Raw genomic sequence first — 25,242 nt, forward strand, 5'->3', positions numbered from 1 at the left:
GGCGAACCGCGCGGCCGGCCCCCGCCACCCGCACCCGACGACGGACCCCTAGAGCGCCTGCGCCGCCGGCTTGACCATGTTGCGGACGGTCCTGGCCTTGACGAAGTCGCCCATCGCCGTCATGTCCCACTCGCCCGAGAACTGGCGGATCAGCTTGGCCATCATCACACCGGTCTGGGGTTCGGCGTTGGTGAGGTCGAAGCGGACGAGTTCCTCGCCGGTGACGGCGTCCAGGAGCCGGCAGTAGGCCTTGGCCACCTCGGTGAACTTCTGGCCGGAGAACGAGTTGACGGTGAAGACCAGCCCGGTGACCTCCTGCGGGAGCCGGCCGAGGTCCACGGCGATCACCTCGTCGTCGCCCCCGCCCTCACCGGTGAGGTTGTCCCCGGAGTGTTTGATCGCGCCGTTGACGATGGACAGCTTGCCGAAGTAGCAGCTGTCGATGTGGTTGCGCTGGGGGCCGAACGCGATCACGGACGCGTCGAGGTCGATGTCCGCGCCCCGGAAGGCGGGCTCCCAGCCGAGCCCCATCTTGATCTGCGAGAGCAGCGGCCGGCCGGCCTTGACCAGGGACACGGTCTGGTTCTTCTGGAGGCTGACCCGGCCCTTGTCCAGATTGATCTTCCCGGCGCCGGGCGCGGGCGGGGCGGGCGGCGGCGGGGTCTGCGGCATCGGCGGGACGGCCGACGCCACCGCGGCGGGCGCGGGCGGGGCGGGCGCCACCTGGGCAGCGGCGGCGGGCGCCGGCGCGGTCGGCTCCTCCACCGTGACGCCGAAGTCGGTGGCGATGCCCGCCAGCCCGTCGGCGTAGCCCTGTCCCACGGCCCGGGCCTTCCAGGCGCCGTTGCGCAGGTAGATCTCCACGACCACCAGCGCCGTCTCGGTGCCGAGCTGCGGCGGGGTGAAGGTGGCGAGGACGCTGTTGTCGTCCGCGTTGCGGATGGTGGCGGTCGGTTCGATGCCCTGGAAGGTCTGACCCGCGGCGTCCGGGCTCGCCGTGACGACGATCTTCTCGATGCCCGGCGGCACCGCGGCCGTGTCGACCGTGATCGCGTCCGGTGCCGTACCGCCGCCGGAGCGGTACGTCACGCCGGGGCCGGAGGGCTGGTTGTAGAAGATGAAGTCGTCGTCGGAGCGCACCTTGCCGTCGCCGGTGAGCAGCAGGCCCGACACGTCGAGCCGCACGGGGGCGGCGACGTCCACCGCCACCCGGGAGGCGGGGAGAGGGATGTTCGAGCCAGGGGTCATAGCTGTCATGCCGGGTAGAACGAACGAACCCGCTTTACCGTTCCCTTACCGTCCCCGCGGGGATCGGCCGGCGAGCCCGGTACGGCGAGCTCAGTACGGCCAGATCGGCGGGTCGCTCACGAAGTGGCCGCCCAGGTAGGCGTGCGCGATGTTCTCCGGGTCCAGCTCGCCCTGTTCGGCGATCAGCTTCTCGGCGTACGGCTCGGAGTCGTCCTGCGGCTCGTAGCCGAGCGCCCGCGCGGAGCCGAGGTCCCACCACAGGCGGGTGTTGGCGGAGGAGCCGTAGACGATCGTGTGGCCGACGTTCTCGGCGGTGAGGGCCGCGTGGAAGAGGCGGGCGCAGTCGGCCGGGCTCATCCAGACCGACAGCATGCGCACGCTGGTGGGCTCGCCGAAGCAGGAACCGATGCGCACCGACACCGTCTCCAGGCCGTGCTTGTCCCAGTAGAGCTGGGCGAGGTCCTCGCCGAAGGACTTGGACAGGCCGTAGAAGGTGTCCGGGCGGCGCGGGGTGTCGACGGGGATCAGCGGGTCGTCGCCGCGGGGGCGGGGGGTGAAGCCGACGGCGTGGTTGGAGGAGGCGAAGACGATCCGGGCGACGCCCTCCTCGCGGGCGGCCTCGTAGAGGTTGTAGGTCCCCTCGATGTTGGCCTTGAGGATCTTCTCGAAGGGGGCCTCCAGGGAGATGCCCGCGAGGTGGATGATCGCGTCGACGCCCCGGACGGCCTCCCGCAGGGCCTGCCGGTCGGCGAGGTCGGCGACGATCGCGTCCGGCTCGCCCTCGATCGGGCGCAGGTCCAGCAGGCGCAGCGTGTAGCCGTGGGCGGGGAGCAGGTCCCGCATCAGGGTGCCGAGGCCGCCGGCGGCTCCGGTGAGCAGGACGGTGCGGGGCGCTGGCATCCTCGGTTCTCCTTGAGTCGCAGGCTGTGCACGGTATTCACATGCGTGGACAAGTTAAGGATCACCGTCTTGCCCGGTCAAGGGTGGCGCGACATGCGTTCATAAACATAAACTCCAATCAGCGGCCTGCGCAACTCGGTCCTATCCTCGGGGAGGGCCCGTGACGTCTGCCGCCGTCTGCTCGACGGCTTCTACCGCCCGTTCGTCGACCTGCGCGCGCGGGGCCGCGGATACGCCGTCTCCCTCGTCAGGGCCGGCGTCCGGCTCGGCGGTCTCGATGTCGGCGAAGTCCGCCCGCCGCTGAGCGAACCGGGCGATGATCATGTCAAGCAGCTCGCGCGGCTGATCGAGCGCGGCCACGCGCTCCTGGAGGAGGAGAAGCAGTGAAGGCGTCGACGTTCGTCTACCCCTGGGACGTCAACGGCGATCCCGCGGCCCCGGCCCGGATCGCCTCCCTCGGCGTGGAGCAGGTGACCCTGGCCGCCGCCTACCACTCCACCCGCGCCCTCACCCCCCGCCACCCGCGCCACCGCATCGTGACCGCCGAGCACGCGGCCGTCCTGTACCCGGCGGACGCCCGCTGGGAGGGCCGGGAGCTGCGCCCGTACCCGGCCGGCGACTGGGCACCCGGCGACGCCTACGGCCGGGCCGCCGAGGCCCTCGCGGACGCCGGCCTGGAGGTGCACAGCTGGGTGGTGCTCGCCCACAACTCCCGGCTGGGCGCCGACCGCCCGGACACCTCGGTCGTCAACGCCTACGGCGACCGCTACCCCTGGGCGCCGTGCATCGCCCAGCCCGCCACGCGCGCGTACCTCGTCGACCTCGCCGCCGAGGCCGCCGTCCGCCCCGGCGCGCGCGGCACCGAGCTGGAGTCCCTCGGCTGGTACGGCCTCCAGCACCTGCACGCCCACGACAAGACCGGCGGGGTCGGTCTCGGTGACGCCGGCCAGTACCTGATGGCCCTCTGCTTCTGCCCCGCCTGCCGGACCGGCTACGGCGCACAGGGCCTGGACGCCGACGCGCTGGCCGCCGCCGTGCGCGAGGCGCTGGAGCCGCTGTGGCGCGGGGCGCCGGACGACGGAGGCTGGGCGGGCGTCCAGAAGCTGCTGGGGGAGGAGACGGCGGCGGCCACGCGCGCGTGGCGCGACGGCACCGCCCGCACGCTCCAGGAGAGCGCGGTCGCCGCCGTCCGCGCGGCCGCCCCCGAGGGCTTCCAGGTGCTGCTGCACGCCGACCCCGTGACCCACCACGTGGGCGCCAATGCCGGTGTCGACCCGGGGCACGTCCTCTCCGTCGCGGACGGTGTCGTGGTGCCGTGCGCGGGCGGGCCGGGCCTGCTGACGCCCTTCGCCGAGCAGGGCCGCGCGGACGCCGTGATCGCCGCGAACCTCGGCATCGTCTCCGGCATGGGCGGCAGCCCCGGCACGCTCACCGAGGACACGGCACGCGCGCGTGAGCTGGGGGCGACGGAGATCCGGCTGTACCACGCGGGCCTGGCGTCGGACGCCGACCTGACCGCCGTACGGGAGGCGCTGTCGGCCCGCTGAGACGGGCGGGCCCGCACGCCCCGGACGCCGGGCGATGAGTTCGGGCGCCCCGGACGGTCACCCCTGTATGACCGATAGGACCGACACGACAACCCTCCTCGACCTCGGACCCCAGACCCGGATCGTGGCCCGCCTCGCGGCGGCCGTCCGGGACGAGCAGCTCACGGACGGCACGCCCTGCCCCGCGTACCCCGTGGGCACCCTGCTCGGGCATCTGGCCGGGCTCGCCGCCGCCTTCCGGGACGCCGCGCGCAAGGACCCGGGGGCCGCCACCGACACCCCGCCGACCGACTCCGTACCCCGGCTCGCGCCCGGCTGGCGCGCCGAGCTGCCCCGGGTCCTCGACGAACTGGCCGAGGCATGGCGGGACCCCGCAGCCTGGACCGGGACGACCCGCGCGGGCGGCATCGACCTGCCCGGCGCGGTCGCCGGAGCCGTCGCCGCGGACGAACTGGTGATCCACGGCTGGGACCTCGCCCGGGCCACCGGCCAGGAGTACACCCCCGACCCGGCCGCGCTGGAGGCGACGTACGCCTTCCTGCGCGCCGCCGCCGACGATCCGACCCGCGGCGGCGGGATCTTCGGGCCCGTGGTACCCGTACCGGAGGACGCCCCCCTGCTGGACCGCGCCGTCGGCCTGAGCGGACGGGACCCGGGCCGGCCGCGGGGGTGACCGCCGAGAGAAGACACGGGCGGGCCGCAGCGCCGTGGCGGGCCGTAGACGGTGGTGTACGGATGCCGTAGACCTACGCGTTCGGGGCCCGCCCGGCGGGGACGGACCGTACGCTCCCCACCATGCCCCTGAGTCTCACCGTCCTCGGCACCGCCTCCCCGCACCCCCGTCCGGGGCGCCCGTGCTCGGGCTATCTGCTGCGCGGCGGGAGCGCCGAGATCTGGGTGGACGCGGGCCCCGGAACCTTTGCCGAGTTGCAGCGGCACACTGATCCAGAACGGCTCACGGCGATCTGGATCTCGCACCTCCACGCCGACCACAGCGCCGACCTGCTCTCCGCCGCCTACGCGTTCGCCTACGGCGGCCTGACCCCGCCGGTGCCCGTCCTGGTGTACGCCCCCATGGACTGCGCCCGCCGCCTGGCCGGGTTCTTCGGGCGGCCGGACATCCGGTTCCTGAGCGAGGTCTTCGACTTCCGGCCCCTCTACGACGGCCACACCGTCCGGCACTGGAACGTACGCCTCACCTCCCGCGCGGTGGCGCACGACACCGAGGCGTACGCCCTGCGCGCCGAGAGCCAGGGGAGCGTCTTCGTGTACTCCGGGGACAGCGGCCCGTGCGACGCGCTCACCGAGACCGCCTCCGGTGCCGACCTGTTCCTCTGTGAGGCGGACGTCGACCGGCATGGCGAAAGCGAACAGGTGCACCTGACCCCGGAGGGCGCCGGTGAGGCCGCCCGCAAGGCGGGTGTGCGCGAACTGTTCATCACCCATGTCGGGCCCACGCTCACCCGCGAGGAGGCGACCGCACGGGCCGCGGCGGCCTTCGGCGGACCGACCCGCACCGCGCGCGAGGGCGAGACCATCCCCTTCTGAGCCGGGTGTCGCGGTCAGCTCGACTTCCTCTGTCGGAAGCATTGACGAAACACGGCGGGCCTCCCTACCTTCAACGCGTCGTACTTCGTACGTCATATATGAGACGCGATATGTGAGATCCGATCCGAGATCCGAGATCCGAGAGGCGCGCATGACCTCTGTGCCCACGCCGATCCCCTCCCGCACGCAGTACGTGCTGGAGGAGATCAAACGCCGCATCCTCACCGGTCGGCTGACGCCGGGGCAGGCCCTGGTCGAGACCGATCTCGCCGCACAGTTCGGGGTGTCCAAGACCCCGGTGCGCGAGGCGCTCAAGACCCTGGCCGGCACCGGACTGGTCGTCATGAGCCAGTACAAGGGCGTCACGGTGCGCATGGTGGACGCGGACATGGCGCGCGAGGTCTACGACGTCCGGCTGCTGCTGGAGCCCGAGGCGCTGAAGCGGGCCGTCCGGCGCGGGGCCTCGCTGGACGCCGCCCGGGACGCCCTCACCCGGGCCGACGGCGCCGCCGACACGGCCGAACGCTCGCTCGCCAACCGGGAGTTCCACCGGGCCCTCTACCTGCCCTGCGGCAACCCGCTGCTCGGCCGGATGCTCGACGAGGTCCGTGACCAGGCCGCCCTGGTCTCCGCCGTCGCCTGGGCCGCCTCCCCCTCCTGGGAGCGCGAGGCCGGCGAGCACCGGGAGATCCTGCGGCTCGCCCTCGACGGCGACGCCGACGGCGCGGCCCGCGCCCTGCACGCCCACATCGCGTCGTTCGTCGAACGAGCGTTCCCCGCGGCGGCGAACCAGGAAGGCCAGGAATGAGCAGCGTGGCGTTCGAGTCCCAGTGTGCGGCCCTGGCCGACGTCGTGGCGATCCCGGTGACCCCGTTCGCCGAGGACGGCACCGTCGACCGGGCCGCCCACCGGGCCCTCCTGCGCCGGCTGCTCGACGGCGGGATCACCACGCTCACGCCGAACGGCAACACCGGCGAGTTCTACGCGCTCACCCCCGAGGAGCGGCGGCTGGTCACGGAGCTGACGGTCGACGAGGCGGGGGACCGTTCGACGATCCTCGTCGGGGTCGGTCACGACGTGCCCACCGCCGTCGCCTCCGCCCGGCACGCCCAAGAGCTGGGTGCCGCGATGGTCATGGTGCACCAGCCCGTCCACCCGTACGTCTCCCAGCGCGGCTGGGTCGACTACCACCGGGCCATCGCCGAGGCCGTGCCCGAGCTGGGCGTCGTCCCCTACATCCGCAACGCGCAGCTGCACGGCGACCGCCTCGCGGAACTCGCCGACGCCTGCCCCAACGTGATCGGCGTGAAGTACGCCGTCCCGGACGCGGCCCGCTTCGCCGCCTTCGCCCGGGACGCGGGTCTGGAGCGCTTCGTCTGGGTGGCCGGGCTCGCCGAGCCCTACGCCCCCTCCTACTTCTCGGCGGGCGCCACCGGCTTCACCTCGGGGCTGGTGAACGTCGCCCCCGCCGTTTCGCTGAACATGATTGAAGCGCTTCGATCAGGGGACTACCCGGCGGCCATGAAGGTCTGGGAGCAGATCCGCCGCTTCGAGGAGCTGCGGGCCGCCAACGGCTCCGCCAACAACGTCACGGTGGTCAAGGAAGCCCTCGCGTCCCTGGGCCTGTGCCGCGCCGAGGTCCGCCCGCCGAGCCGCGGACTGCCCGAGAGCGAGCGTGCCGAGGTGGCCGCCATCGCCGCGGGGTGGTCCCTGTGAAGCGCTTCGACGATCTTCCCCGCAAGCGGCCCGAAGAGCTGCGGAGCCACCAGTGGTACGGCACCGACGGTCTGCGCTCCTTCAGCCATCGCGCCCGCACCCGCCAGCTCGGCTACCTCCCCGAGGAGCACCTCGGCAAGCCGGTCATCGCGATCCTCAACACCTGGTCGGACATCAATCCCTGTCATGTGCACCTCCGTGACCGCGCGCAGGCGGTGAAGCGGGGCGTCTGGCAGGCGGGCGGCTTCCCGCTGGAGTTCCCCGTCTCCACGCTCAGCGAGACCTTCCAGAAGCCGACGCCGATGCTCTACCGCAACCTGCTCGCCATGGAGACCGAGGAGCTGCTGCGCTCCTACCCCGTCGACGGGGCGGTCCTGATGGGCGGCTGCGACAAGACCACCCCCGCGCTGCTCATGGGCGCGGCCAGCGTCGACCTGCCCACCGTCTTCGTGCCCGCCGGGCCGATGCTGCCCGGGCACTGGCGCAACGAGGTCCTCGGCTCCGGCACGGACATGTGGAAGTACTGGGACGACAAGCGCGCCGGCCTCATCGGCGACTGCGAGCTGGCCGAGCTGGAGAACGGCCTCGCGCGCTCACCGGGCCACTGCATGACGATGGGCACGGCGTCCACGCTGACGGCGGCCGCGGAGGCGCTGGGCGTGACGGTCCCGGGGGCGTCGAGCATCCCGGCCGTGGACTCGGGACACGACCGGATGGCCGCACAGGCGGGACTGACGATCGTCGAACAGGTCCACCGGGGGCGCGTCCTCTCCGAGATCCTCACCGCCGAGGCCTTCGAGGACGCCGTCACCACCGTCCTCGGCCTCGGCGGCTCCACCAACGCCGTCATCCACCTCATCGCGATGGCCGGCCGGGCCGGGGTCCGCCTCACCCTCGACGACTTCGACCGCATCGCCCGCACGGTCCCCGTGCTCGCCAACGTCCGCCCCGGCGGCCGGACGTACCTCATGGAGGACTTCCACTTCGCCGGCGGCCTGCCCGGCTTCCTCTCCCGCATCCCGGACCTGCTCCACCTCGACCGGCCGACGGTCTCCCACGACACCCTGCGCGAGCAGCTCGCCGGCGCCCGGGTCCACCAGGACGACGTGATCCGGCCCCGCGACAACCCGGTCGCGAGCGAGGGCGGGGTCGCCGTACTGCGCGGCAACCTGTGCCCGGACGGCGCGGTCATCAAGCACATCGCCGCCGAGCCGCACCTGCTCGAGCACACCGGTCCCGCGGTCGTCTTCGACGACTACCGCACCCTGCAGCGCACCATCAACGACCCGGAGCTCGGCATCACCGCCGACAGCGTGCTGGTGCTGCGGGGCTCCGGTCCGAGGGGCGGCCCGGGCATGCCGGAGTACGGCATGCTGCCCATCCCCGACCACCTGCTCAAGCAGGGCGTGCGGGACATGGTCCGGATCTCCGACGCCCGGATGAGCGGCACGAGCTACGGCGCCTGTGTGCTGCACGTGGCGCCGGAGTCGCACGTCGGCGGACCGCTCGCCCTGGTCGAGAGCGGTGACCTGATCACCCTGGACGTCCAGGCGCGCACCCTCCGCCTGGAGGTCGACGACGAGGAGCTGGAGCGCAGAAGGGCGCGGTGGGTCCAGCCGCCCGCCCGCTCCGAGCGCGGCTACGGCGCGCTCTACGACGAACAGGTCACCCAGGCGGACACCGGCTGCGACTTCGCGTTCCTGGCCCGCCCGGGCAAGGTCGCCGACCCCTACGCGGGCTGACCCGCCGACCGGACGACAGCGCACACCCCTGCCCATGGAGAAAGCGCTTCCTGCACGACGCAACCGAGAACGGAGAACAGCCCATGGCCCAAGCCGCAGCCGTGGCGAAGCCGCCCGCGCCACCCCGGCGGCGCCGTGCCTCCGCGACGCCCCGCAGGCTCCCGTACCTGCTGATCGCGCCGGCGGCCCTGCTGATGCTGGGCTTCATCGCCTACCCGGTGATCAGCGTCTTCTACTACAGCCTGCAGAACTACAACCCCACCAAGCCCTGGCGGAACGGCTACGCGGGCTTCGGCAACTTCGTCCACGCCTTCACCGACGACCCGCAGTTCTGGGACACCCTGACCTTCAGCGCCCAGTGGGTCGTCGTCGAGGTCGGGCTGCAACTGCTGTTCGGCCTGGCGCTGGCGCTGATCGTCAACCAGACCTTCGTCGGCCGGGCGCTGGGCCGCGCCCTGGTCTTCTCCCCGTGGGCCGTCTCCGGCGTGCTGACCTCCGCGATCTGGGTGCTCCTCTACAACTCCCAGACCGGCATCACCCGTTACCTCGCCGACGCCGGCCTCGGCGCGTACGGCACCAGCTGGCTGTCGGACACCTCCACGGTCTTCCCGGCCGCGATCGTCGCCGACCTGTGGCGCGGGGTCCCCTTCTTCGCGATCCTCATCCTCGCCGACCTCCAGTCCGTCTCGAAGGACCTCTACGAGGCCGCCGAGGTCGACGGGGCGAGCCGCCTCCAGCAGTTCCGGCACATCACCCTGCCCCATCTGAAGGACGCCATCGTCCTGTCCACGCTGCTGCGCGCGGTGTGGGAGTTCAACAACGTCGACCTGCTGTACACGCTCACCGGCGGCGGCCCGGCGGGGGAGACCACCACCCTCCCGCTCTACATCGCCAACACCTCGGTGGACGCCCACAACTTCGGCTACGCGTCCGCCCTCACCACGGTGGCGTTCGTGATCCTGCTCTTCTGCTCGATGGTCTATCTGCGGCTCAGCAAGTTCGGAGGTGAAGGCAAGTGATCACCAAGGACGCCACCGAGGTCGCTCCCGCACCCGCGCCCGTGCCCCCCGCCGCCGACCGGCGGCCGCGCGGCAAGCACCGCGCCTGGGACGAGGTCCCCCGCTGGCAGATCTACGTCCCCCTGTCGGTCTACCTGCTCTTCACCCTGATCCCGTTCTACTGGATCCTGCTCTTCGCGTTCCGCCCGGCCGGCTCGACCTCGCTCGTGCCCTGGCCGGTGACCTTCGAACACTTCGAGAAGGTCTGGAACGAACGCGACTTCGCGATCTACTTCCAGAACAGCGTGCTCACCGGCGTCGCCACCCTGCTGCTCACCACCCTCGTCGCGCTGACCGGCGGCTACGCCCTGGCCCGCTTCGACTTCAAGATCAAGCGCGGGTTCATGCTGGCCCTGCTCTGCACCCAGTTCGTCCCGGGCGCCCTGCTGCTGGTCCCGCTCTTCCAGATCTTCGCCGAGCTGAAGATGATCAACTCACTGGGCAGCGTCATCATCGCCGAGACGGTCTTCCAGCTGCCCCTGTCGATGATCCTGATCAGCGGCTTCATCCGGAACGTGCCCTACTCCCTGGAGGAGGCCGCCTGGGTCGACGGCTGCGGCCGGCTCACCGCCTTCCGGATCGTCGTCCTCCCCCTGCTGCGGCCCGGGCTCATCGCCGTCGGCTCCTTCGCCTTCGTGCACGCCTGGAACCACTTCCTCTTCGCCCTGATGTTCCTCTCCGACCAGACCAAGCAGACCATCCCGGTCGGTCTGAACACCCTGATGAGCGCGGACAGCGTCGACCTCGGCGCACTCGCCGCGGGCGGCATCATCGCCGCCGTCCCCGTGGTGATCGTGTTCGCCTTCATCCAGAAGTGGCTGATCACCGGCTTCAGCGCGGGGGCGGTGAAGGGATGAGACTCCGGCAGATCGCCTCCATGGGGGTCCTGGTGGGCGCCTTCTGCGTCCCCGCGCACGCCGAGGCCCGGGGCCGCGACACCCTCGCCGCCGGCGACGGCTGGGCGGCGTACGGCGCCGGCACCACCGGGGGCGCCCAGGTGTACACCGTCACCGACCGCGCCGGACCCGTCCGCGCCCTGGACCACGGCAGCGACACCCCCAAGATCATCAAGGTCGCCGGGAACGGCACCGCCCTGCACCGGAGCGGCACCCTGTGGGGGTCCCCCCGGACGAAGTCTGGGGGAGGCCGGCCCCTCGACCTCCTCGCCGTCCACAACGCCCACCACAGCCGCAGCGAGCGTGATCTCACCGCGGACGCCGGCCCGACGCCTACCCTGCACGGAAAGATCGACAGCGCCGCGGTGGCCGACCGCGAGGTGGCACGCGGCGCGGGCGCAGGGAGGATCCCATGACCATCGACATCGTCCTGGCGGGCGCGCGCGGCCACGGCCACTGGCACCTGGAGAACATCCGGCGGCTCCAGGACAAGGGCATCGTCCGGCTGGCGGGCCTGTGCGAACTGACCCCGCTCACCCCGGACGAGATCCCCGACGGCCTCGGCGCCCCCGAGCAGTCCGCCGACTTCGGCGCGCTCCTCGACTCCACCGGCGCCAGGATCGCGGTGATCTGCACCCCGATCCCGACCCACACCGACCTGGCCCTCACGGCCGCCGCCCGAGGCGTGCACCTGCTCCTGGAGAAGCCGCCCGCCCCGTCCTACGCCGAGTTCCGCCGGATGGCCGACGGCGTCGCCGCGGCGGGCGTGGTCTGCCAGATCGGCTTCCAGTCGCTGGGCTCGCACGCCGTGCCCGCCGTCCGCCGGCTGCTCGCCGACGGGGCGATCGGCGGGGTCGGCGGGGTCGGCGGCGCCGGGGCGTGGGCCCGCGCCGAGGCCTACTTCCGACGGGCCCCCTGGGCCGGCCGGCGACGGCTGAACGGAGTCGACGTCATCGACGGCGCCCTCACCAACCCGCTCGCGCACGCCGTCGCCACCGCCCTCGCCCTGGCCGGCGCCACCCGCGCCGAGGACGTCGCCGGCATCGAGACGGAACTGGCGCACGCCAACGCCATCGAGTCCGACGACACCTCCTGCGTCCGTGTCACCACCACGGACGGACTGCCGATCGTGGTCGCCGCGACCCTGTGCGCCGAGGACCCCGACGACCCCTATGTCGTCGTCCACGGCGACCGGGGCCGGATCACCTACTGGTACAAGCAGGACCGCGTCCTGCTCCAGCGCGCCGGCCACGGCCCCGAGGAGTTCGAGTACGGCCGCACCGACCTGCTGGAGAACCTCGTCGAGCACCTCACCGACGGCACCGGCCTGCTGGTGCCGCCCGCCGCCACCGAGGCGTTCATGCGGGTCGTCGAGGCGATCCGGGTCGCCCCCGACCCCGTCCAGCTCGACCGGGACACCTGGCGGCTGCTGGAGGACGAGGACCGCAGGGTCGTCCCCGGCATCGACGGCCTGGTCGCCGCCGCCGCCGACACCCTCTCCCTCTACTCCGAACTGGGCGCCCCCTGGGCGCTCACGACCGCGCATCCGAAAGAGGTGAGCACCTGATGGCACAAGCCCCCGACGCACCGGTCGTGCTGCGTGCCGCGGGCCGCCCGGTCGGCCGCTACGTCACCCGGCCCGAGCTGCCCGCCCGGCTCTCCCCGCGCCCCTACCTGCACCCCGTCACCACCCTGGCCGGCACCCAGGTCACCGAACTGGCCCCCGCCGACCACCTCCACCACCTCGGCGTCGGTGTAGCCGTACCCGACGTCGAGGGGCACAACTTCTGGGGCGGACGCACCTACGTCCGCGACCGGGGCCCGACCGAGCTCGACAACCACGGCGTGCAGCGCCACCACTCCTTCCAGCTGCGCGACCCCGACGGCTTCGTGGAGGAACTGCGCTGGGTGGCCTCGGGAGCCGAGCTGCTGCGCGAGCGCCGTACCGTCGCCGCCACCGGACTCACCGACACCGCCTGGGCGCTGGACTTCACCTTCTCCCTGACCAACGTCACCGGCGCCCCGCTGTCCCTCGGCAGCCCGGCGACCAACGGACGCCCCGGCGCCGCCTACGGCGGCTTTTTCTGGCGGGCCCGCAAGGAGGACACCGCCCCGGACGTCTTCACCGCGCACACCGGGGGCGAGGACCGGGTGCACGGCAGCCGTGCCGACTGGCTGGCGCTGGCCGGCACCGACTGGACCCTGGTCCTCGCGGGCGCCACCGACACCACCCGCCGCGACCCCTGGTTCGTCCGCACCGCCGAGTACCCGGGCGTCGGCTCCTCGCTGGCCTCGGCCGCCCGCCTCCCGATCGCCCCCGGCGACACCGCCGTACGCCGGATCGTCACCGTCGTCGCCGACGGCCGCCTCGGCCGCGACGAGGCGGCGGCGCTGGTCAGGAAGGCGGTGAACCGGTGACCGCCGCCACCTGCACCAACCCGGTCCTGAACGCCGACTGGTCCGACCCCGACGTCGTCCGGGTCGGCGACGACTTCCACCTCACCGCCTCCAGCTTCGGCCGCGCCCCCGGACTGCCCCTGCTGCACTCCCGGGACCTGGTCAACCGGACGCCGGTCGGCCTCGCCGAACGCGAACGCGACGCCGCCCACCCGCTGCTCGCACCCGCGGGCCGGGCCCGGCGGATCGAGATCGGCGCGGGTGCCCGCTGCCGGTTCGCGCACGACACCGGCGAGGGGCTGCGCCCGTCCGGCCCGGTCTTCGCCGCCGCCCCCTGGCGCTGGGTCGGCGCCCTGCTCGGTCTCTTCGCGCTCGCCCCCTCGGGACCGGGGCACGCCGGAGCGGCCTCGTTCACGGAGTTCCGGATCAGACCGCTCTGACCCCTTCCCCCACGCCGTCGGGAGCCGCAATGACGCACTTCCACAGCAAGCGCTTACCAAGATCGGGGCCGCCCCCGCAGCCCCGGCAGCGTCCCCGGCCGAGAACGGCCGTGGTGCCGGCCACGGTCGCCGGTCTCGTCGCCGCCCTGGGCCCCGGCGCGACCGGCGGGGCGAGGGGCGCCGCCCCGGCGCCCTCCACCGAGGCCGCCCCGGCCGCCCCGGCCACCGCGCCCGCCGCCGACCGCTGGACCGACCGCGCCCACGGCTTGGCCTCCCTCGCCGGGGGCACCACGGGCGGGGCCGGCGGCAAGGTCGTCACCGTCACCGACCAGGCCGCCCTGGCGCGGTACGCGGCCGCCGAGGAGCCGTACGTCATCCGGGTCAAGGGCTCGGTGGCGGTTCAGCCGTTCGGCTCGGACATCGTGGTCGGCTCCGACAGGACGATCACCGGCGTCGGCGACACCGGGGAGATCGTCCACGGCGAGCTCCACCTCGGACCGGGCACCCACAACGTCGTCATCCGCAATCCGACGATCCGGGACTCCTACGTCGAGGGCGACTGGGACGGCAAGACCACCGACTTCGACGCACCCGGATCACCCTCGACCACAACTGGTTCACGGGCACCGAGCAGCGCAACCCCCCGGCGGACAACATGAGCGGCTTCTCCTGGCGCGACGCCCGGCTCGCCGAGTACCGCAACCACGGACCGGCCGCGGCGGTCTCGCCGGACCGGCCGCAGCTCGGCGACGAGGACGCCCGGGCGTACACGGTCGCCGCCCACCTCACCGGCACGGACGGCTGGGCGCCGTACGCCCGCGCGGCCCGCGCCCCCCACCGACCCCCCACAACTTCATATCTCCGCTGGATCCAGCAGAACCGGAAGAAGAGAGCCGACCACATGAAGAGCAGCATCCGCAGAAGCAGGCGCGTCGCACTGGCCGTCGCCCTGGGCTCCGTGCTCGCGCTGACCGCCACCGCCTGCGGTGACGACGGCAGCGGCAGCGCGGGTGACAAGGGAGGCGACGGCTCGGGCAAGGGCGAGATCACCTTCTGGGACAACAACGGCGGTGTCCGCACCGACGTCTGGAAGGAGATCATCGCCGACTTCGAGAAGGCGAACCCGGACATCAAGGTGAAGTACGTCGGGGTCCCGGCCGACAGCGTGCAGTCCAAGTACGACACCGCCATCCAGGGCGGCGGCCTGCCCGACGTCGGCGGGGTGGGCACCGCGATGCTCGCCGAGGTCGCGGCGCAGGGCGCCCTCGAACCGCTGGACGACCGCCTCGCCAAGAGCGACCTGAAGGACCAGCTCAACGCCAAGTTCCTGGACAGCGTCAAGGCGGCCGGGGTCGACGGCAAGACGTACAGCGTGCCGACCTCCGCCAACAACGGCACCCTGTGGTACCGCACCGACCTGTTCGAGCAGGCGGGCCTGGAGGCGCCGACGACCTGGACGAAGTTCTACACGGCCGCCGACAAGCTCACGAACAAGGGCAAGAACGCGTTCGGCTACACCATCCGCGGCGGTGCCGGGTCCATCGCCCAGGCCCTCGACGCCACCTACGGGCAGAGCGGCATCACCGAGTTCTGGAGCGGTGACAGGACCACGGTCAACGACCCCAAGAACGTGGCCGCGCTGGAGAAGTACACCGGCCTGTACAAGAAGGACACCCCGGCGGCCGACGTCAACAACGACTTCACCAAGATGGTCGCCCAGTGGGACAGCGGCACCATCGGCATGCTGAGCCACAACCTCGGCTCCTACGGCGACCACCAGAAGGCGCTGGCCGGCAAGTTCAAGGGCATCCCCGCGCCGACGCAGGACGACGGCACGCGGGTGCAGGTGTCCAACCCCGTCGACGGTTTGGGGCTGTTCAAGTCGAGCAGGAACAAGACCGCCGCCTGGAAGTTCATCGAGTTCGCCGCGGGCCACGAGGCGAACAGCAAGTGGAACGAGACGGCCGGTCAGGTGCCCGCGAACCTGGAGGCGGCGCAGGACAGCTGGGTGCAGTCCTCGGAGCCGACGAAGCTCGCCGCCGATGCGCTGTCGGGGGACGGCACGAAGATCGTGCAGCTGCCCTACTACCTGCCCGACTGGAACACGATCTCCAAGGCCGACAACGAACCGAACTTCCAGAAGGTGCTGCTCGGCAAGATGAGCGCGAAGGACTTCCTGGACACGCTGGCCGAGCAGCTGAACGCCGCTCAGGCCGACTGGAAGAAGAACCACGGATAACTCGGGTGGTCCGGGTCGCGGGGCGGCTGCGGGTCCGTTGTGGCCGGTCGCGCAGTTCCCCGCGCCCCCGAAGAAGACAGGTGAATGTTCGTGCCCCTTACCCGTAGGCAAGTCACCTCCGCGGCGCTCGCCGCCCTTCCCCTCGGTGCGGTGGCCGCCGCACCGGCGCGGGCCGGTACGCGTCGGTCCCGCACGCTCTACATCGCCGGTGACTCCACCGCCGCCCAGAAGTACTCCGACGCCGCGCCCGAGACCGGGTGGGGCATGGCGCTGCCCTTCTTCCTCCGTTCCGGGCTGCCCGTGGGCAATCACGCCGTCAACGGGCGCAGTTCCAAGAGCTTCGTCGACGAGGGGCGGCTGGACGCCGTTCTCGCCGCCATCAGGCCCGGTGACTTCCTGATCGTCCAGTTCGCGCACAACGACGAGAAGACCACCGATCCCACCCGCTTCACCGAGCCCTGGACGACGTACCAGGACTACCTGCGGATGTACCTCTCCGGTGCTCGGGCGAAGGGAGCGCGGCCGGTGCTCGCCACGCCCGTGGAGCGGCGGCGGTTCGACGCCGGGGGGAACGCGCTGCCGACGCACGGGGAGTACCCGGCGGCCATGCGGGCGCTCGCCGAGGAGGAGGGCGTGGCGCTGCTCGACCTCCAGGCGCTGTCGCTGGCGCTCTGGCAGGAGCTGGGCGTCGAGGCGACCAAGACCTACTTCAACTGGACCGGCACCGAGCAGGACAACACGCATTTCAATCCGCCGGGCGCGATCGCCGTGGCGCGGCTCGCCGTGCGGGAGCTGCTGCGGACCCGGGTGCTCGGACCGCGGGACGTGGTCCGGCTGCACGACGAGATCCCCACGAACTGGATCACCTGGCCCGACCCGGCGTGAGCGAGAGCCGTAGCAGGCGCCGTCAGCAAGAGCCGTGGCAAGAGCCGTGGCAAGAGCCGTGGCAAGAGCCCTGAGCAGGAGGAGAACCGCACAGTGTGTACACAGAAGTGTCATGGACGCGTCATTGGTGCGCTGGTGGGCTGCACCGCGCTGGTGCTGTCCGTCACCGGCACCGCGTCCGCCCACGCCGGCCCGCCCGACCTCGGCCGGCAGGTCCTCGCCGCGAACGACGGCTGGGCCTCGTACGGGACGGGCACCACGGGCGGATCGGCCGCCGACGCCGAGCACGTCTACACCGTGACCACCTGGGCCGGCTTCAAGGACGCCCTCGCGGCCGGCGGCTCCGCCCCGAAGATCATCAAGGTGAAGGGGGTCGTCGACGCCGTCGCCGAGGGCTGCGACGCCTTCGCCGCGCCCGGCTACGACTTCGACGCGTACCTGGCGAAGTACTCGCCGCAGGCCTGGGGGCTGGACACCGATCTCAGCGCCGAGCCCGACGACAGCCCCGAGGGACTGCGCCGCGTCTCGCAGGCCAACCAGGACAAGGCGATCAAGGCGAGCATCCCCGCCAACACCACCGTCGTCGGCATCGGCCGCAACGCCGGGTTCAAGGGCGTCAGCCTCCAGATCAAGGCCGTCGACAACGTGATCATCCGCAATCTGTCCTTCGAGTCGCCGATCGACTGCTTCCCGCAGTGGGACCCGACCGACGGCACCAACGGCAACTGGAACTCCGAGTACGACACCGCCGTGGTGTACGGGTCCACCCACGTCTGGCTGGACCACAACACCTTCACCGACGGCTCCCACCCCGACAGCGCCGCCCCCACCTACTTCGGGATGCTCTACCAGCAGCACGACGGCGAGCTGGACATCGTGCGCGGCGCCGACTACGTCACCGCCTCCTGGAACGTCTTCAGCGAGCACGACAAGACGATCCTCATCGGCAACAGCGACAGCGAGTCGACCGCGGCGGGCGACCGGGGCCACCTGAAGGTGACCTTCCACCACAACCTGTTCTCGAACCTGGTCGAGCGCGCCCCCCGGGTCCGCTTCGGCCAGGTCGACTCCTACAACAACCACTTCGTCGCGAACGGCGACTACTCCTACAGCTTCGGCATCGGCAAGGAGTCCCGGCTCGTCGCCGAGCACAACGCGTTCACCCTGCCCGAGGGGGTCAGCGCGGCCAAGGTGCTCAAGCGCTGGAACGTCTCACCGCTGACCGCCGCCGACAACTATGTCAACGGCACGGCCACCGACCTGATCGCCGTCCACAACGCCGAGATCCCCGGCGAGGTCCTCCAGTCCGGCGCGGGCTGGACCCCGGCCCTGCGCACCAAGGTCGACCCCACGAGGTCCGTGCCCCGGATCGTCGACTGCGGCGCTGGTGCGGGACGCCTCGGCTGAACCGACCGGTACCCCGCCGGGGCGGCGCCCGCCGCCCCGGTCCCCTCCGCAGAGCCGCACCGCCAAGGAGCACCCGCATGCCCTCCCTTTCCCGAAGGCGGTTCCTCGCCGCGACCGGCGGCACGGTGGCCGCCCTGGGGGCGGCCGCCACGCCCGCGCAGGCCGCCCGCGGCCGACGCCGCCCGTTCGGCCGCCACGGCAGCCCGGCCGCCCGGCTCACCCCTCAGACCCTCTACGTCGACCCGCTCGGCCGGGGCGACTTCGGCACCGTCCGCGACGCCGTCGCCGCCACCACCGGCAGCGGCTGGACCCTCGTCCTCGCCGCGGGCGTCTACCGCGAGACGGTCGTCCTCGACGCCACCCGTACCGAGGCCACCTGGATCGGCGCCGCCGAGGACCCGCGGGCCGTCGTCATCGTCTACGACAACGCGGCCGGCACCCCCAAGCCCGGCGGCGGCACCTACGGCACCACCGGCTCGGCCACCACCACCGTGCAGGCCGCCGGCTTCACCGCCCGCTGGATCACCTTCGCCAACGACTGGCTGCGCGCCGACCACCCCGACATCACCGGGACCCAGGCCGTCGCCATCAAGGTCCAGGGCGACCGCTCCGCCTTCCACCACTGCCGCTTCCTCGGCCACCAGGACACGCTCTACGCCGACTCGATCGCCCTGACCGCCTTCGCCCGGCAGTACTACGCCCACTGCTACGTCGAGGGCGACGTCGACTTCGTCTTCGGCCGGGCCACCGCCGTCTACGAGCACTGCCACTTCCGCACCCTGGACCGCACCGACCTGGCATCCGCCCCCTACGGGTTCGTCCTCGCCCCCTCCACGGCGGGCGCCAGCCCACGCGGCTACCTGGTGACCGGGAGCCGGATCAGCAGCGCGGCCCCGGACGCCTTCTACAAGCTGGCCCGCCCCTGGGTGCCCAGCTCCGACCCCACCGCCCGGCCCTCGCTGACCGTCCGGGACACCCACCTCGGCGCCGGCCTCGACGCGGTGGCCCCCTACACCAGCATGTCGGCCTCCTTCCCCTGGCAGGACCAGCGGTTCGCCGAGTACCGCAACACCGGCCCGGGAGCCGAGGTGACCGTCCCCGAGAACCGCCCGCAACTCACCGACGAACAGGCCGCGTCGGCGACCCGGCAGACCTACCTCGGGGACTGGGCGCCCTGGCGGGGGGAGTGCTGAGATGCCGCTGCGCAGACGCACCCTCCTGGCGGGCCTCACCGGCACCGCACTGCTCGGCACCACCCCCGCCCACGCCGGGTCCCGCCGCATCCTGCACGTCCGTCCCGGCGACTCCGTCCAGGCGGCGGTGGACACGGCCGACGGCCCCGGCTGGACGATCGTCGTGCACCCGGGGACGTACCGCGAAGTCGTCAACATCCCTGTGGACAAAGCTGAGTTGACCCTGTGCGGCGCGAGTCGTGACCCCCGTGCCGCCGTGATCGTCCACGACAACGCCAACGGGACGCCGAGGCCGGACGGTTCGGGCACCTACGGCACGGCGGGCTCCGCCACCTTCACCTCCGCCGCCCCCGGACTCACCGTCCACGGCCTCACCCTCGCCAACGACTGGCTGCGTGCCGACCACCCGGACATCACCGGCACCCAGGCCGTCGCCGCCCATGTCACCGGCGACCGCAGCCGCTTCGAGAACGTGCGCCTCCTCGCCCACCAGGACACCCTCTTCGCGGACACCACCGCGCTCGACGCCTTCGACCGGCAGTACTACCGCCACTGTCACATCGAGGGAGACGTCGACTTCGTCTTCGGGCGGGCCCGGGCCGTCTTCGAGGGCTGCCGCTTCCACACCCTGCAGCGCGACGTGCCCTTCACTCCCAAGGGCATGGTCTTCGCCCCCTCCACCGCCCGGGCCAACCCCTACGGCTTCCTCGCCCTCCGCTCCCGGATCACCTCCGGTGCCGAGGACGCGGCGTACAGGATGGCCCGGCCCTGGGTGCCGTCGTACGAGACGACCGCCTGGCCCTCCCTGGTCGTCCGGGACACCTGGATCGGCCCCGGCATCGACGCGACCGCCCCCTACACGAACATGCGGGACGCCTACCCCTGGCAGACCATGCGCTTCAGGGAGCACGCCAACTCCGGCCCCGGCGCGGAGATCTCCGTGCCCGAGATGCGGCCCCAGCTGACGGCGGAGGAGGCCGCCCTGCACACCCGGCGGACCTACCTCGGGGACTGGCTCGACCGCCTCCGCTGAACCACCGCACCACCCCTCTCCCCGCACGTCCCCACGAGAAAGGACCCGCACTCCATGTCTCGTCGCACCGCCTTCGCGCTCGGCGCGGCCCTCGCCCTCGGCGCAGGTCTCGCCGTCCTCCCGACCCAGGCGCAGGCCGCCACGGTGGTCGTCAGCAACACCACCGCCCTGTCCAACGCCATCAAGAACGCCACCGCGGGCACGGTCATCCAGGTCCGGGGCGGTACCTACTACCCGACGGCCACCCTCCAGTCCACCGCCAACGGCAGCTCCTCCGCGCCGATCACGCTCACCGCGTACGGCTCGGAGACCGTGAAGATCGACGGTTCCTCGCTCCCCGGCGGCGACTGGATCTTCAAGCTGACCGCCGACTACTGGAACGTCTCGAACATCACCTTCCAGAACTCCCCGGACAGCGCGGTGGTCTGCCAGTCCTGCACGGGCACGGTCTGGAACAACATCAAGACCATCGACGGCGGCGACTCGGGCTTCACCCTCAGCGGCGACGGCACGGTCAACAACACCGTCCGGAACATCGACTCCTACGGCAACTACGACGCCGCCAACCACGGCGAGAACGCCGACGGGGTCGCCGTGAAGTTCGGCTCCGGCTCCGGCAACCTGATCACCGGGGCCCGCCTCTACAACAACGCGGACGACGGGATCGACTTCTGGTCCTTCTCCTCGCCCGTCACCATCGAGCACACCTGGTCCTTCGGCAACGGCGTCAACCGCTGGTCGGACCCGGCGTTCGCGGGCGACGGCAACGGCTACAAGCTGGGCGGCGACGGCGAGGTCGTCGCGCACGTCGTCAACAACTCCGCCGCCTGGGGCAACGCGGGCAACGGCTTCACCGAGAACTCCAACACCGGGGCGATCGTCATCAACCGCACCACCGCCTACGCCAACAGCAAGTGGGGCTACTACTTCGCGACCGGCTCCGCCAGGCTCGGCAAGAACCTCGCGGTGGGCAACGGCGGCGGCGCGGTCAGCAAGGGCTCGTCGGTCACCTCGTCCGGCAACAACTGGGACAGCGGCGTCCCGACGCCCGCCTTCAGGTCGACGAACGCCTCCACGACGTACAACGCCCGCAGTTCCAGCGGCACTCTGCCCGCCACGACGTTCCTGACGACGGGGTCGACGACGATCGGGGCGACGATGGACTGACGCCCGGCCGGTTCGCCGCCGGCCCCCACCGATCCGCCACGGGGCCAACCGGGCGCTTGACCCGATTTTTGCCCGCCGATCGGGTATCGATCGGGCAACGGGTCTCGCGCCCGACCGCGTGACGCGCGTAGAAACCTGTCATGCATAAGTCACTGCGCATCGCGGCCTCCGTCGCCGCCTGTGCCCTCGCCGGTGCCGCCCTCTACGGCGCCGGCGCGGCCACGGCCGGCCAGTCCACGGCCAACTCCACGCACGAGCCCTACAACATCGGGCTCCTGGTGAAGGACATCGACACCTACTACGGCACCGCGGCGGACGCGAACGGCGTGTACCAGGCCTCGCCGACCAGCCCGTACGCCAAGGACCTCGCGGCGATCGACAAGTCCGCGCGGAAGTACATCGACCAGGCGGCCCGCAAGGCCCGCCACCACGGCGAGAAGCCTGCGGTCGTCTTCGACATCGACGACACCCTGCTGCTCAGCCTCGACTACGAGAAGAAGACCAACTACACCTACAACTCCGCCACCTGGGCCGAGTACGTGGCGAAGGCGGACCGTCCGGCGGTCTTCGGCAGCCCCGAGCTGGTGCAGTACGCCAAGTCCAAGGGCGTGGAGGTCTTCTACAACTCGGGCCTGAAGGAGTCGCAGCGCGTCTCCGCCGTCGAGAACCTGAAGAAGGTCGGCGCCGACGTCAACCTCGACGCCGCCCACATGTTCCTCAAGGACGCGGCCAACCCGCCGTCCTACCTGAGCGCCTGCGCCACCCCGAACAACTGGACCTGCACCACCGTCCAGTACAAGGCGGGCACCCGCAAGCACATCGAGAACGACCTCGGGTACGAGATCGTCGCCAACTTCGGCGACCAGTACTCCGACCTGGACGGCGGCTACGCGGACCGGCGGTACAAGCTGCCCAACCCGACGTACTTCGTCAGCTGAGACCGCCCGCCGGCCGGACCGACTCCAGCGTCGGCACGACCGGTTCGATCGTGCCGTCCGCGGCGAACCGCAGCCGGTCGATCGTGGTCTCCCGGTGCGTCCCGTCACCGCCCGGCCCGCCGGGGCGGTTCAGTGCGAACCGGTGGTAGACGATGTACCACTCGTCCGTGCCCGGCACGTTCACCACGGAGTGGTGGCCGGTGGCGAGGATGCCGTACTCGGGACGCTTGGACAGGATCGTCCCCCGCTCGGTCCACGGGCCCAGCGGGGACGGTCCCGTCGCGTACGCCACGTGGTAGTCCTCGCTGCGGGTGTCGTCCTCGGACCACATGAAGTAGTAGGTGCCGTTCCGCTTCACCACGAAGGACCCCTCGCGGAAGTTCCCCGGGGTGATCTCCCGCACCTTCGCCGGGTCGAAGGACACCATGCCGTCGTCGAGCGGCACCACGTAGGCGTGCCCGTTTCCCCAGTAGAGGTACGACGTCCCGTCGTCGTCCGTGAAGACCGCCGGGTCGATCATCTGACCGCTCCACGCGCCGTCCTTCGCGATCAGCGGCCCGCCCAGCGCGTCCGTGAACGGACCGGCGGGGGAGTCGGCGACCGCCACCCCGATCTGCTGCTCGGCGCAGAAGTAGAAGTAGTACGTCCCGTCGCGCTCGGCGACGGCCGGCGCCCAGGCGTATCGCTCCGCCCAGGTCACGTCGGACGCCAGGTCGAGGACGACCCCGTGCTCGCGCCAGTGGACCAGGTCCGTCGAGGAGTACGCCGTGAAGCGCGTTCCGCCCCAGTCCGCGAAGCCGTCGGTCGTCGGATAGATCCAGTACTGCCCGTCCAGCCGGTGCACGTCGGGGTCCGCGGTGAGGCCGGGCAGGACCGGGCTGCGGGTGGGTACGGCCTCCACGGTCCAGGTGCGGGACGTGCCGTCGGCCGCCGTCACCGTGTACGTCCGGGGCGTGCGGAAGTCCCGGCGGGTGCCGGAGCCCGGGCTCACCGTCGCCCCCTCGCTCACCCACACCTCCGGTGCGAGCGCGTGCAGTTCCGCGTCCGGCCGCATCGGCAGCACCACCTTGGCGGCGGACTCGGTGACGATCGCGTACCCCAGCTGCCCGTGCGCCGTCACCTCGGTCACCGACGCCGGTGTGCTCGGGTGCGCGCCGAGCAGCCGGTCGTACTCCGCCCGGGTGAGGGGCAGCACGGTGCCGTGGCGCGCGTCCGCCGGGAGCCGGAGGTCCGCCGGGGGCGTCCGGCAGCCCGGGGCCGGATCGATCACGAAAGGGTCGGGCAGGGCCGCTTCCCCGCTCGCGGCGGTGGGGAGGGGCCGCCCGCCGTACAGCTCCCGCCAGTGCAGGAGGTCGGCGCCCCGGCTCAGGGCGAAGCGGGTCCGCCCGCCGTCGGGGGTTCCCCCGCCGGTGACGTGGACGAGGAGGTGGCCGGCGGGCTCGGGGTGCGTCACGGACGGGGCTCCGGGGGTTCTGTGGGGCGGGGGCCTTCGGAGTGTCACCAGCGCCGGACGGTGCGTCAATCGGTGGAGGTGGGCGCGGGCGCAGCGAAAGTTTCGCCGGTCCACTCCGCCCGGTGCGGCAACCCTTTTCGGCCATGGCGGCGACTGGTGGGGGGAAGCGGGCCGGGGCGGCCCCCGGCCCGCTTCCCCCCGGCAGCCCCATGGTGAAAGGAACCCCCGTGCGTTTGAGCACCGGACGCCACCGCAGGACGCGCACCCTCTCGATCGCCGCCGCCGTGGCGCTCGCCTCGGGGGGCGGCGGGGTCTACCTCGGCCTGTCGGACGGCGGCGCCCGGGCCGCGACCGCCACCGTCACCGTCGCCACCACCGAGCAGCTGGAGTCGGCCGTGAAGAACGCGGTCGCCGGCACGGTCATCCAGGTCCGGGGCGGTACCTATCGTCCGACTGCCACCCTCACGTCCACGGCCAGCGGCACGAGCACGGCGCGCATCACGCTCCAGGCCTACGGCCGCGAGAAGGTGCGGATCGACGGCTCCGAGCTGCCCGACGGCTCCTGGCTCACCGGCATCCACGGCAGCTACTGGACCGTGCAGAACCTCACCTTCCAGAACTCCCCGGCCCAGGGCTTCGTCGTCACCTCCTCCACCGGCGGTGTCTTCAGGAACCTCGTCACCGCGGACAACGGCGACTCCGGATTCACCCTGCGCGGCGACGACACGGTCGGCAACCTCGTGCAGAACCTGGACAGTCACGGCAACTACGACGCGGCCGGGCACGGGCGGAACGCGGACGGCATCGCCATCAAGTTCGGCTCCGGCAGCGGCAACAAGGTCACCGGCGCCCGGCTGTACGACAATGCGGATGACGGGCTGGACCTCTGGCAGTTCTCCACGCCGGTCACCATCGAGCACAGCTGGGCCTTCGGCAACGGCAGGAACCGCTGGGGGGACCCGGCGTTCGAGGGCAACGGCAACGGGTTCGAGCTGGGCGGCGGGGGTGTCTCGGTCGCGCACGTCGTCCACCACGACGCGGCCTGGGACAACACGCTCAACGGATTCACCGAGAACTCCAACAGGGGCGCGCTCGTGCTCTACCGCAATACGGCGTACTCCAATGCGGGGGCGGGATTCTCCTTCGCCACCGGCACGGCGCGGCTCGCCCGGAATCTCGCGGTCGGCAACAAAGGCGGACCGTCGAAGCGGGGATCTTCGGCGATGTCCGCCGCGAACAGCTGGGACAGCGGCGTGACGGTTCCCAAGTTCCTTTCTACGAAAGGGACTTCCGCGAACGGCGCGCGGAAGTCGGACGGCGCGTTGCCGGCGACGGACTTTCTCACCACGAACTCCACGGCCATCGGGTCCACGATGGACTGAGGGTGCGGGAAAGCCCCCGTCGGATTCCAGCGGCGGGGGCTTTCCCGATTGCC

Annotated in this window: 22 protein-coding genes and 3 pseudogenes; 22 read left to right on the forward strand and 3 right to left on the reverse strand. The window is 72.0% G+C overall.

Going from position 1 to position 25,242, the window contains the following annotated elements; translation table 11 throughout:
* Positions 1-48: 48 nt before the first annotated feature.
* Together U5640_RS34320 and U5640_RS34325 are read right to left on the reverse strand one after the other, a co-directional pair.
* Positions 49-1,248 (reverse strand): TerD family protein, encoded by a 1,200-nt coding sequence (locus U5640_RS34320; protein ID WP_340381440.1) that lies wholly within the window; start codon positions 1,246-1,248, stop codon positions 49-51.
* Between the two features lie 90 nt (positions 1,249-1,338).
* Positions 1,339-2,148, reverse strand: coding sequence for an NAD(P)-dependent oxidoreductase (locus U5640_RS34325; protein WP_340381441.1), 810 nt, complete (start codon positions 2,146-2,148; stop codon positions 1,339-1,341).
* Between the two features lie 174 nt (positions 2,149-2,322).
* Here U5640_RS34325 and U5640_RS34330 point away from each other — a divergent pair.
* The 21 genes and pseudogenes from U5640_RS34330 to U5640_RS34430 form a co-directional block, all read left to right on the forward strand.
* Positions 2,323-2,535: pseudogene (locus tag U5640_RS34330) on the forward strand (5-dehydro-4-deoxyglucarate dehydratase); the annotation flags it as partial.
* Positions 2,532-3,695, forward strand: coding sequence for a hypothetical protein (locus U5640_RS34335; protein WP_340381443.1), 1,164 nt, complete (start codon positions 2,532-2,534; stop codon positions 3,693-3,695). The pseudogene U5640_RS34330 and the gene U5640_RS34335, both read left to right, overlap by 4 nt.
* 67 nt (positions 3,696-3,762) lie before the next feature.
* A complete protein-coding gene (locus U5640_RS34340) occupies positions 3,763-4,368 on the forward strand; it encodes a TIGR03086 family metal-binding protein (protein ID WP_340381445.1) in 606 nt (201 codons plus the stop codon).
* Positions 4,369-4,490: 122 nt separating this feature from the next.
* On the forward strand, positions 4,491-5,243 hold the full coding sequence (locus U5640_RS34345) for an MBL fold metallo-hydrolase (protein ID WP_340381447.1): 753 nt from the start codon (positions 4,491-4,493) through the stop codon (positions 5,241-5,243).
* Between the two features lie 151 nt (positions 5,244-5,394).
* Entirely contained in the window at positions 5,395-6,051 is a 657-nt protein-coding gene (locus U5640_RS34350; RefSeq protein WP_340381449.1) for a GntR family transcriptional regulator, read from the forward strand.
* A complete protein-coding gene (locus U5640_RS34355) occupies positions 6,048-6,959 on the forward strand; it encodes a dihydrodipicolinate synthase family protein (RefSeq protein ID WP_340381451.1) in 912 nt (303 codons plus the stop codon). Before U5640_RS34350 ends, U5640_RS34355 begins: the two co-directional genes overlap by 4 nt.
* Entirely contained in the window at positions 6,956-8,701 is a 1,746-nt protein-coding gene (araD, locus tag U5640_RS34360) for an L-arabinonate dehydratase (RefSeq protein ID WP_340381453.1), read from the forward strand. The genes U5640_RS34355 and araD overlap by 4 nt, the downstream gene beginning before the upstream one ends.
* Before the next feature lie 83 nt (positions 8,702-8,784).
* Entirely contained in the window at positions 8,785-9,720 is a 936-nt protein-coding gene (locus tag U5640_RS34365; protein WP_340381455.1) for a sugar ABC transporter permease, read from the forward strand.
* On the forward strand, positions 9,717-10,616 hold the full coding sequence (locus tag U5640_RS34370) for a carbohydrate ABC transporter permease (protein WP_340381457.1): 900 nt from the start codon (positions 9,717-9,719) through the stop codon (positions 10,614-10,616). Before U5640_RS34365 ends, U5640_RS34370 begins: the two co-directional genes overlap by 4 nt.
* Complete coding sequence (locus U5640_RS34375) at positions 10,613-11,071, forward strand: hypothetical protein (protein WP_340381459.1); 459 nt, start codon at positions 10,613-10,615, stop codon at positions 11,069-11,071. The genes U5640_RS34370 and U5640_RS34375 overlap by 4 nt, the downstream gene beginning before the upstream one ends.
* Positions 11,068-12,222, forward strand: coding sequence for a Gfo/Idh/MocA family oxidoreductase (locus U5640_RS34380; RefSeq protein ID WP_340381461.1), 1,155 nt, complete (start codon positions 11,068-11,070; stop codon positions 12,220-12,222). Before U5640_RS34375 ends, U5640_RS34380 begins: the two co-directional genes overlap by 4 nt.
* Entirely contained in the window at positions 12,222-13,073 is an 852-nt protein-coding gene (locus U5640_RS34385) for a PmoA family protein (protein ID WP_340381463.1), read from the forward strand. The genes U5640_RS34380 and U5640_RS34385 overlap by 1 nt, the downstream gene beginning before the upstream one ends.
* Entirely contained in the window at positions 13,070-13,492 is a 423-nt protein-coding gene (locus tag U5640_RS34390; protein ID WP_340381465.1) for a family 43 glycosylhydrolase, read from the forward strand. Before U5640_RS34385 ends, U5640_RS34390 begins: the two co-directional genes overlap by 4 nt.
* A gap of 29 nt (positions 13,493-13,521) precedes the next feature.
* A pseudogene (locus tag U5640_RS34395) lies at positions 13,522-14,147 on the forward strand (pectate lyase); the annotation flags it as partial.
* 246 nt (positions 14,148-14,393) lie between these two features.
* Positions 14,394-15,731: a sugar ABC transporter substrate-binding protein gene (locus U5640_RS34400; RefSeq protein WP_340385493.1), complete on the forward strand. Its 1,338-nt coding sequence runs from the start codon at positions 14,394-14,396 to the stop codon at positions 15,729-15,731.
* Between the two features lie 90 nt (positions 15,732-15,821).
* Positions 15,822-16,616, forward strand: a complete 795-nt coding sequence (locus U5640_RS34405) for a rhamnogalacturonan acetylesterase (RefSeq protein WP_340385495.1) — start codon at positions 15,822-15,824, stop codon at positions 16,614-16,616.
* A 93-nt stretch (positions 16,617-16,709) separates the two neighbouring features.
* Positions 16,710-18,023: a pectate lyase gene (locus U5640_RS34410; RefSeq protein WP_340381466.1), complete on the forward strand. Its 1,314-nt coding sequence runs from the start codon at positions 16,710-16,712 to the stop codon at positions 18,021-18,023.
* Between the two features lie 77 nt (positions 18,024-18,100).
* The gene (locus tag U5640_RS34415) at positions 18,101-19,216 is read left to right on the forward strand and encodes a pectinesterase family protein (protein WP_340381468.1); all 1,116 of its coding nucleotides are present in this window, start codon (positions 18,101-18,103) and stop codon (positions 19,214-19,216) included.
* A gap of 7 nt (positions 19,217-19,223) precedes the next feature.
* The gene (locus U5640_RS34420; protein ID WP_340385497.1) at positions 19,224-20,249 is read left to right on the forward strand and encodes a pectinesterase family protein; all 1,026 of its coding nucleotides are present in this window, start codon (positions 19,224-19,226) and stop codon (positions 20,247-20,249) included.
* Between the two features lie 54 nt (positions 20,250-20,303).
* Positions 20,304-21,416, forward strand: a complete 1,113-nt coding sequence (locus U5640_RS34425) for a chondroitinase-B domain-containing protein (RefSeq protein ID WP_340381470.1) — start codon at positions 20,304-20,306, stop codon at positions 21,414-21,416.
* Between the two features lie 140 nt (positions 21,417-21,556).
* Entirely contained in the window at positions 21,557-22,354 is a 798-nt protein-coding gene (locus U5640_RS34430) for an HAD family acid phosphatase (RefSeq protein ID WP_340381472.1), read from the forward strand.
* Here U5640_RS34430 and U5640_RS34435 read toward each other — a convergent pair.
* Positions 22,347-23,819: pseudogene (locus tag U5640_RS34435) on the reverse strand (family 43 glycosylhydrolase); the annotation flags it as partial. The gene U5640_RS34430 and the pseudogene U5640_RS34435 overlap by 8 nt on opposite strands.
* A 215-nt stretch (positions 23,820-24,034) precedes the next feature.
* On the opposite strand from U5640_RS34435, the gene U5640_RS34440 reads away from it, so the two are divergent.
* Positions 24,035-25,189: a right-handed parallel beta-helix repeat-containing protein gene (locus U5640_RS34440; RefSeq protein ID WP_340381474.1), complete on the forward strand. Its 1,155-nt coding sequence runs from the start codon at positions 24,035-24,037 to the stop codon at positions 25,187-25,189.
* Positions 25,190-25,242 lie beyond the last annotated feature (53 nt).

Origin of the sequence: Streptomyces sp. SS7 (assembly GCF_037993025.1) — a bacterium.
GTDB lineage: Bacteria > Actinomycetota > Actinomycetes > Streptomycetales > Streptomycetaceae > Streptomyces.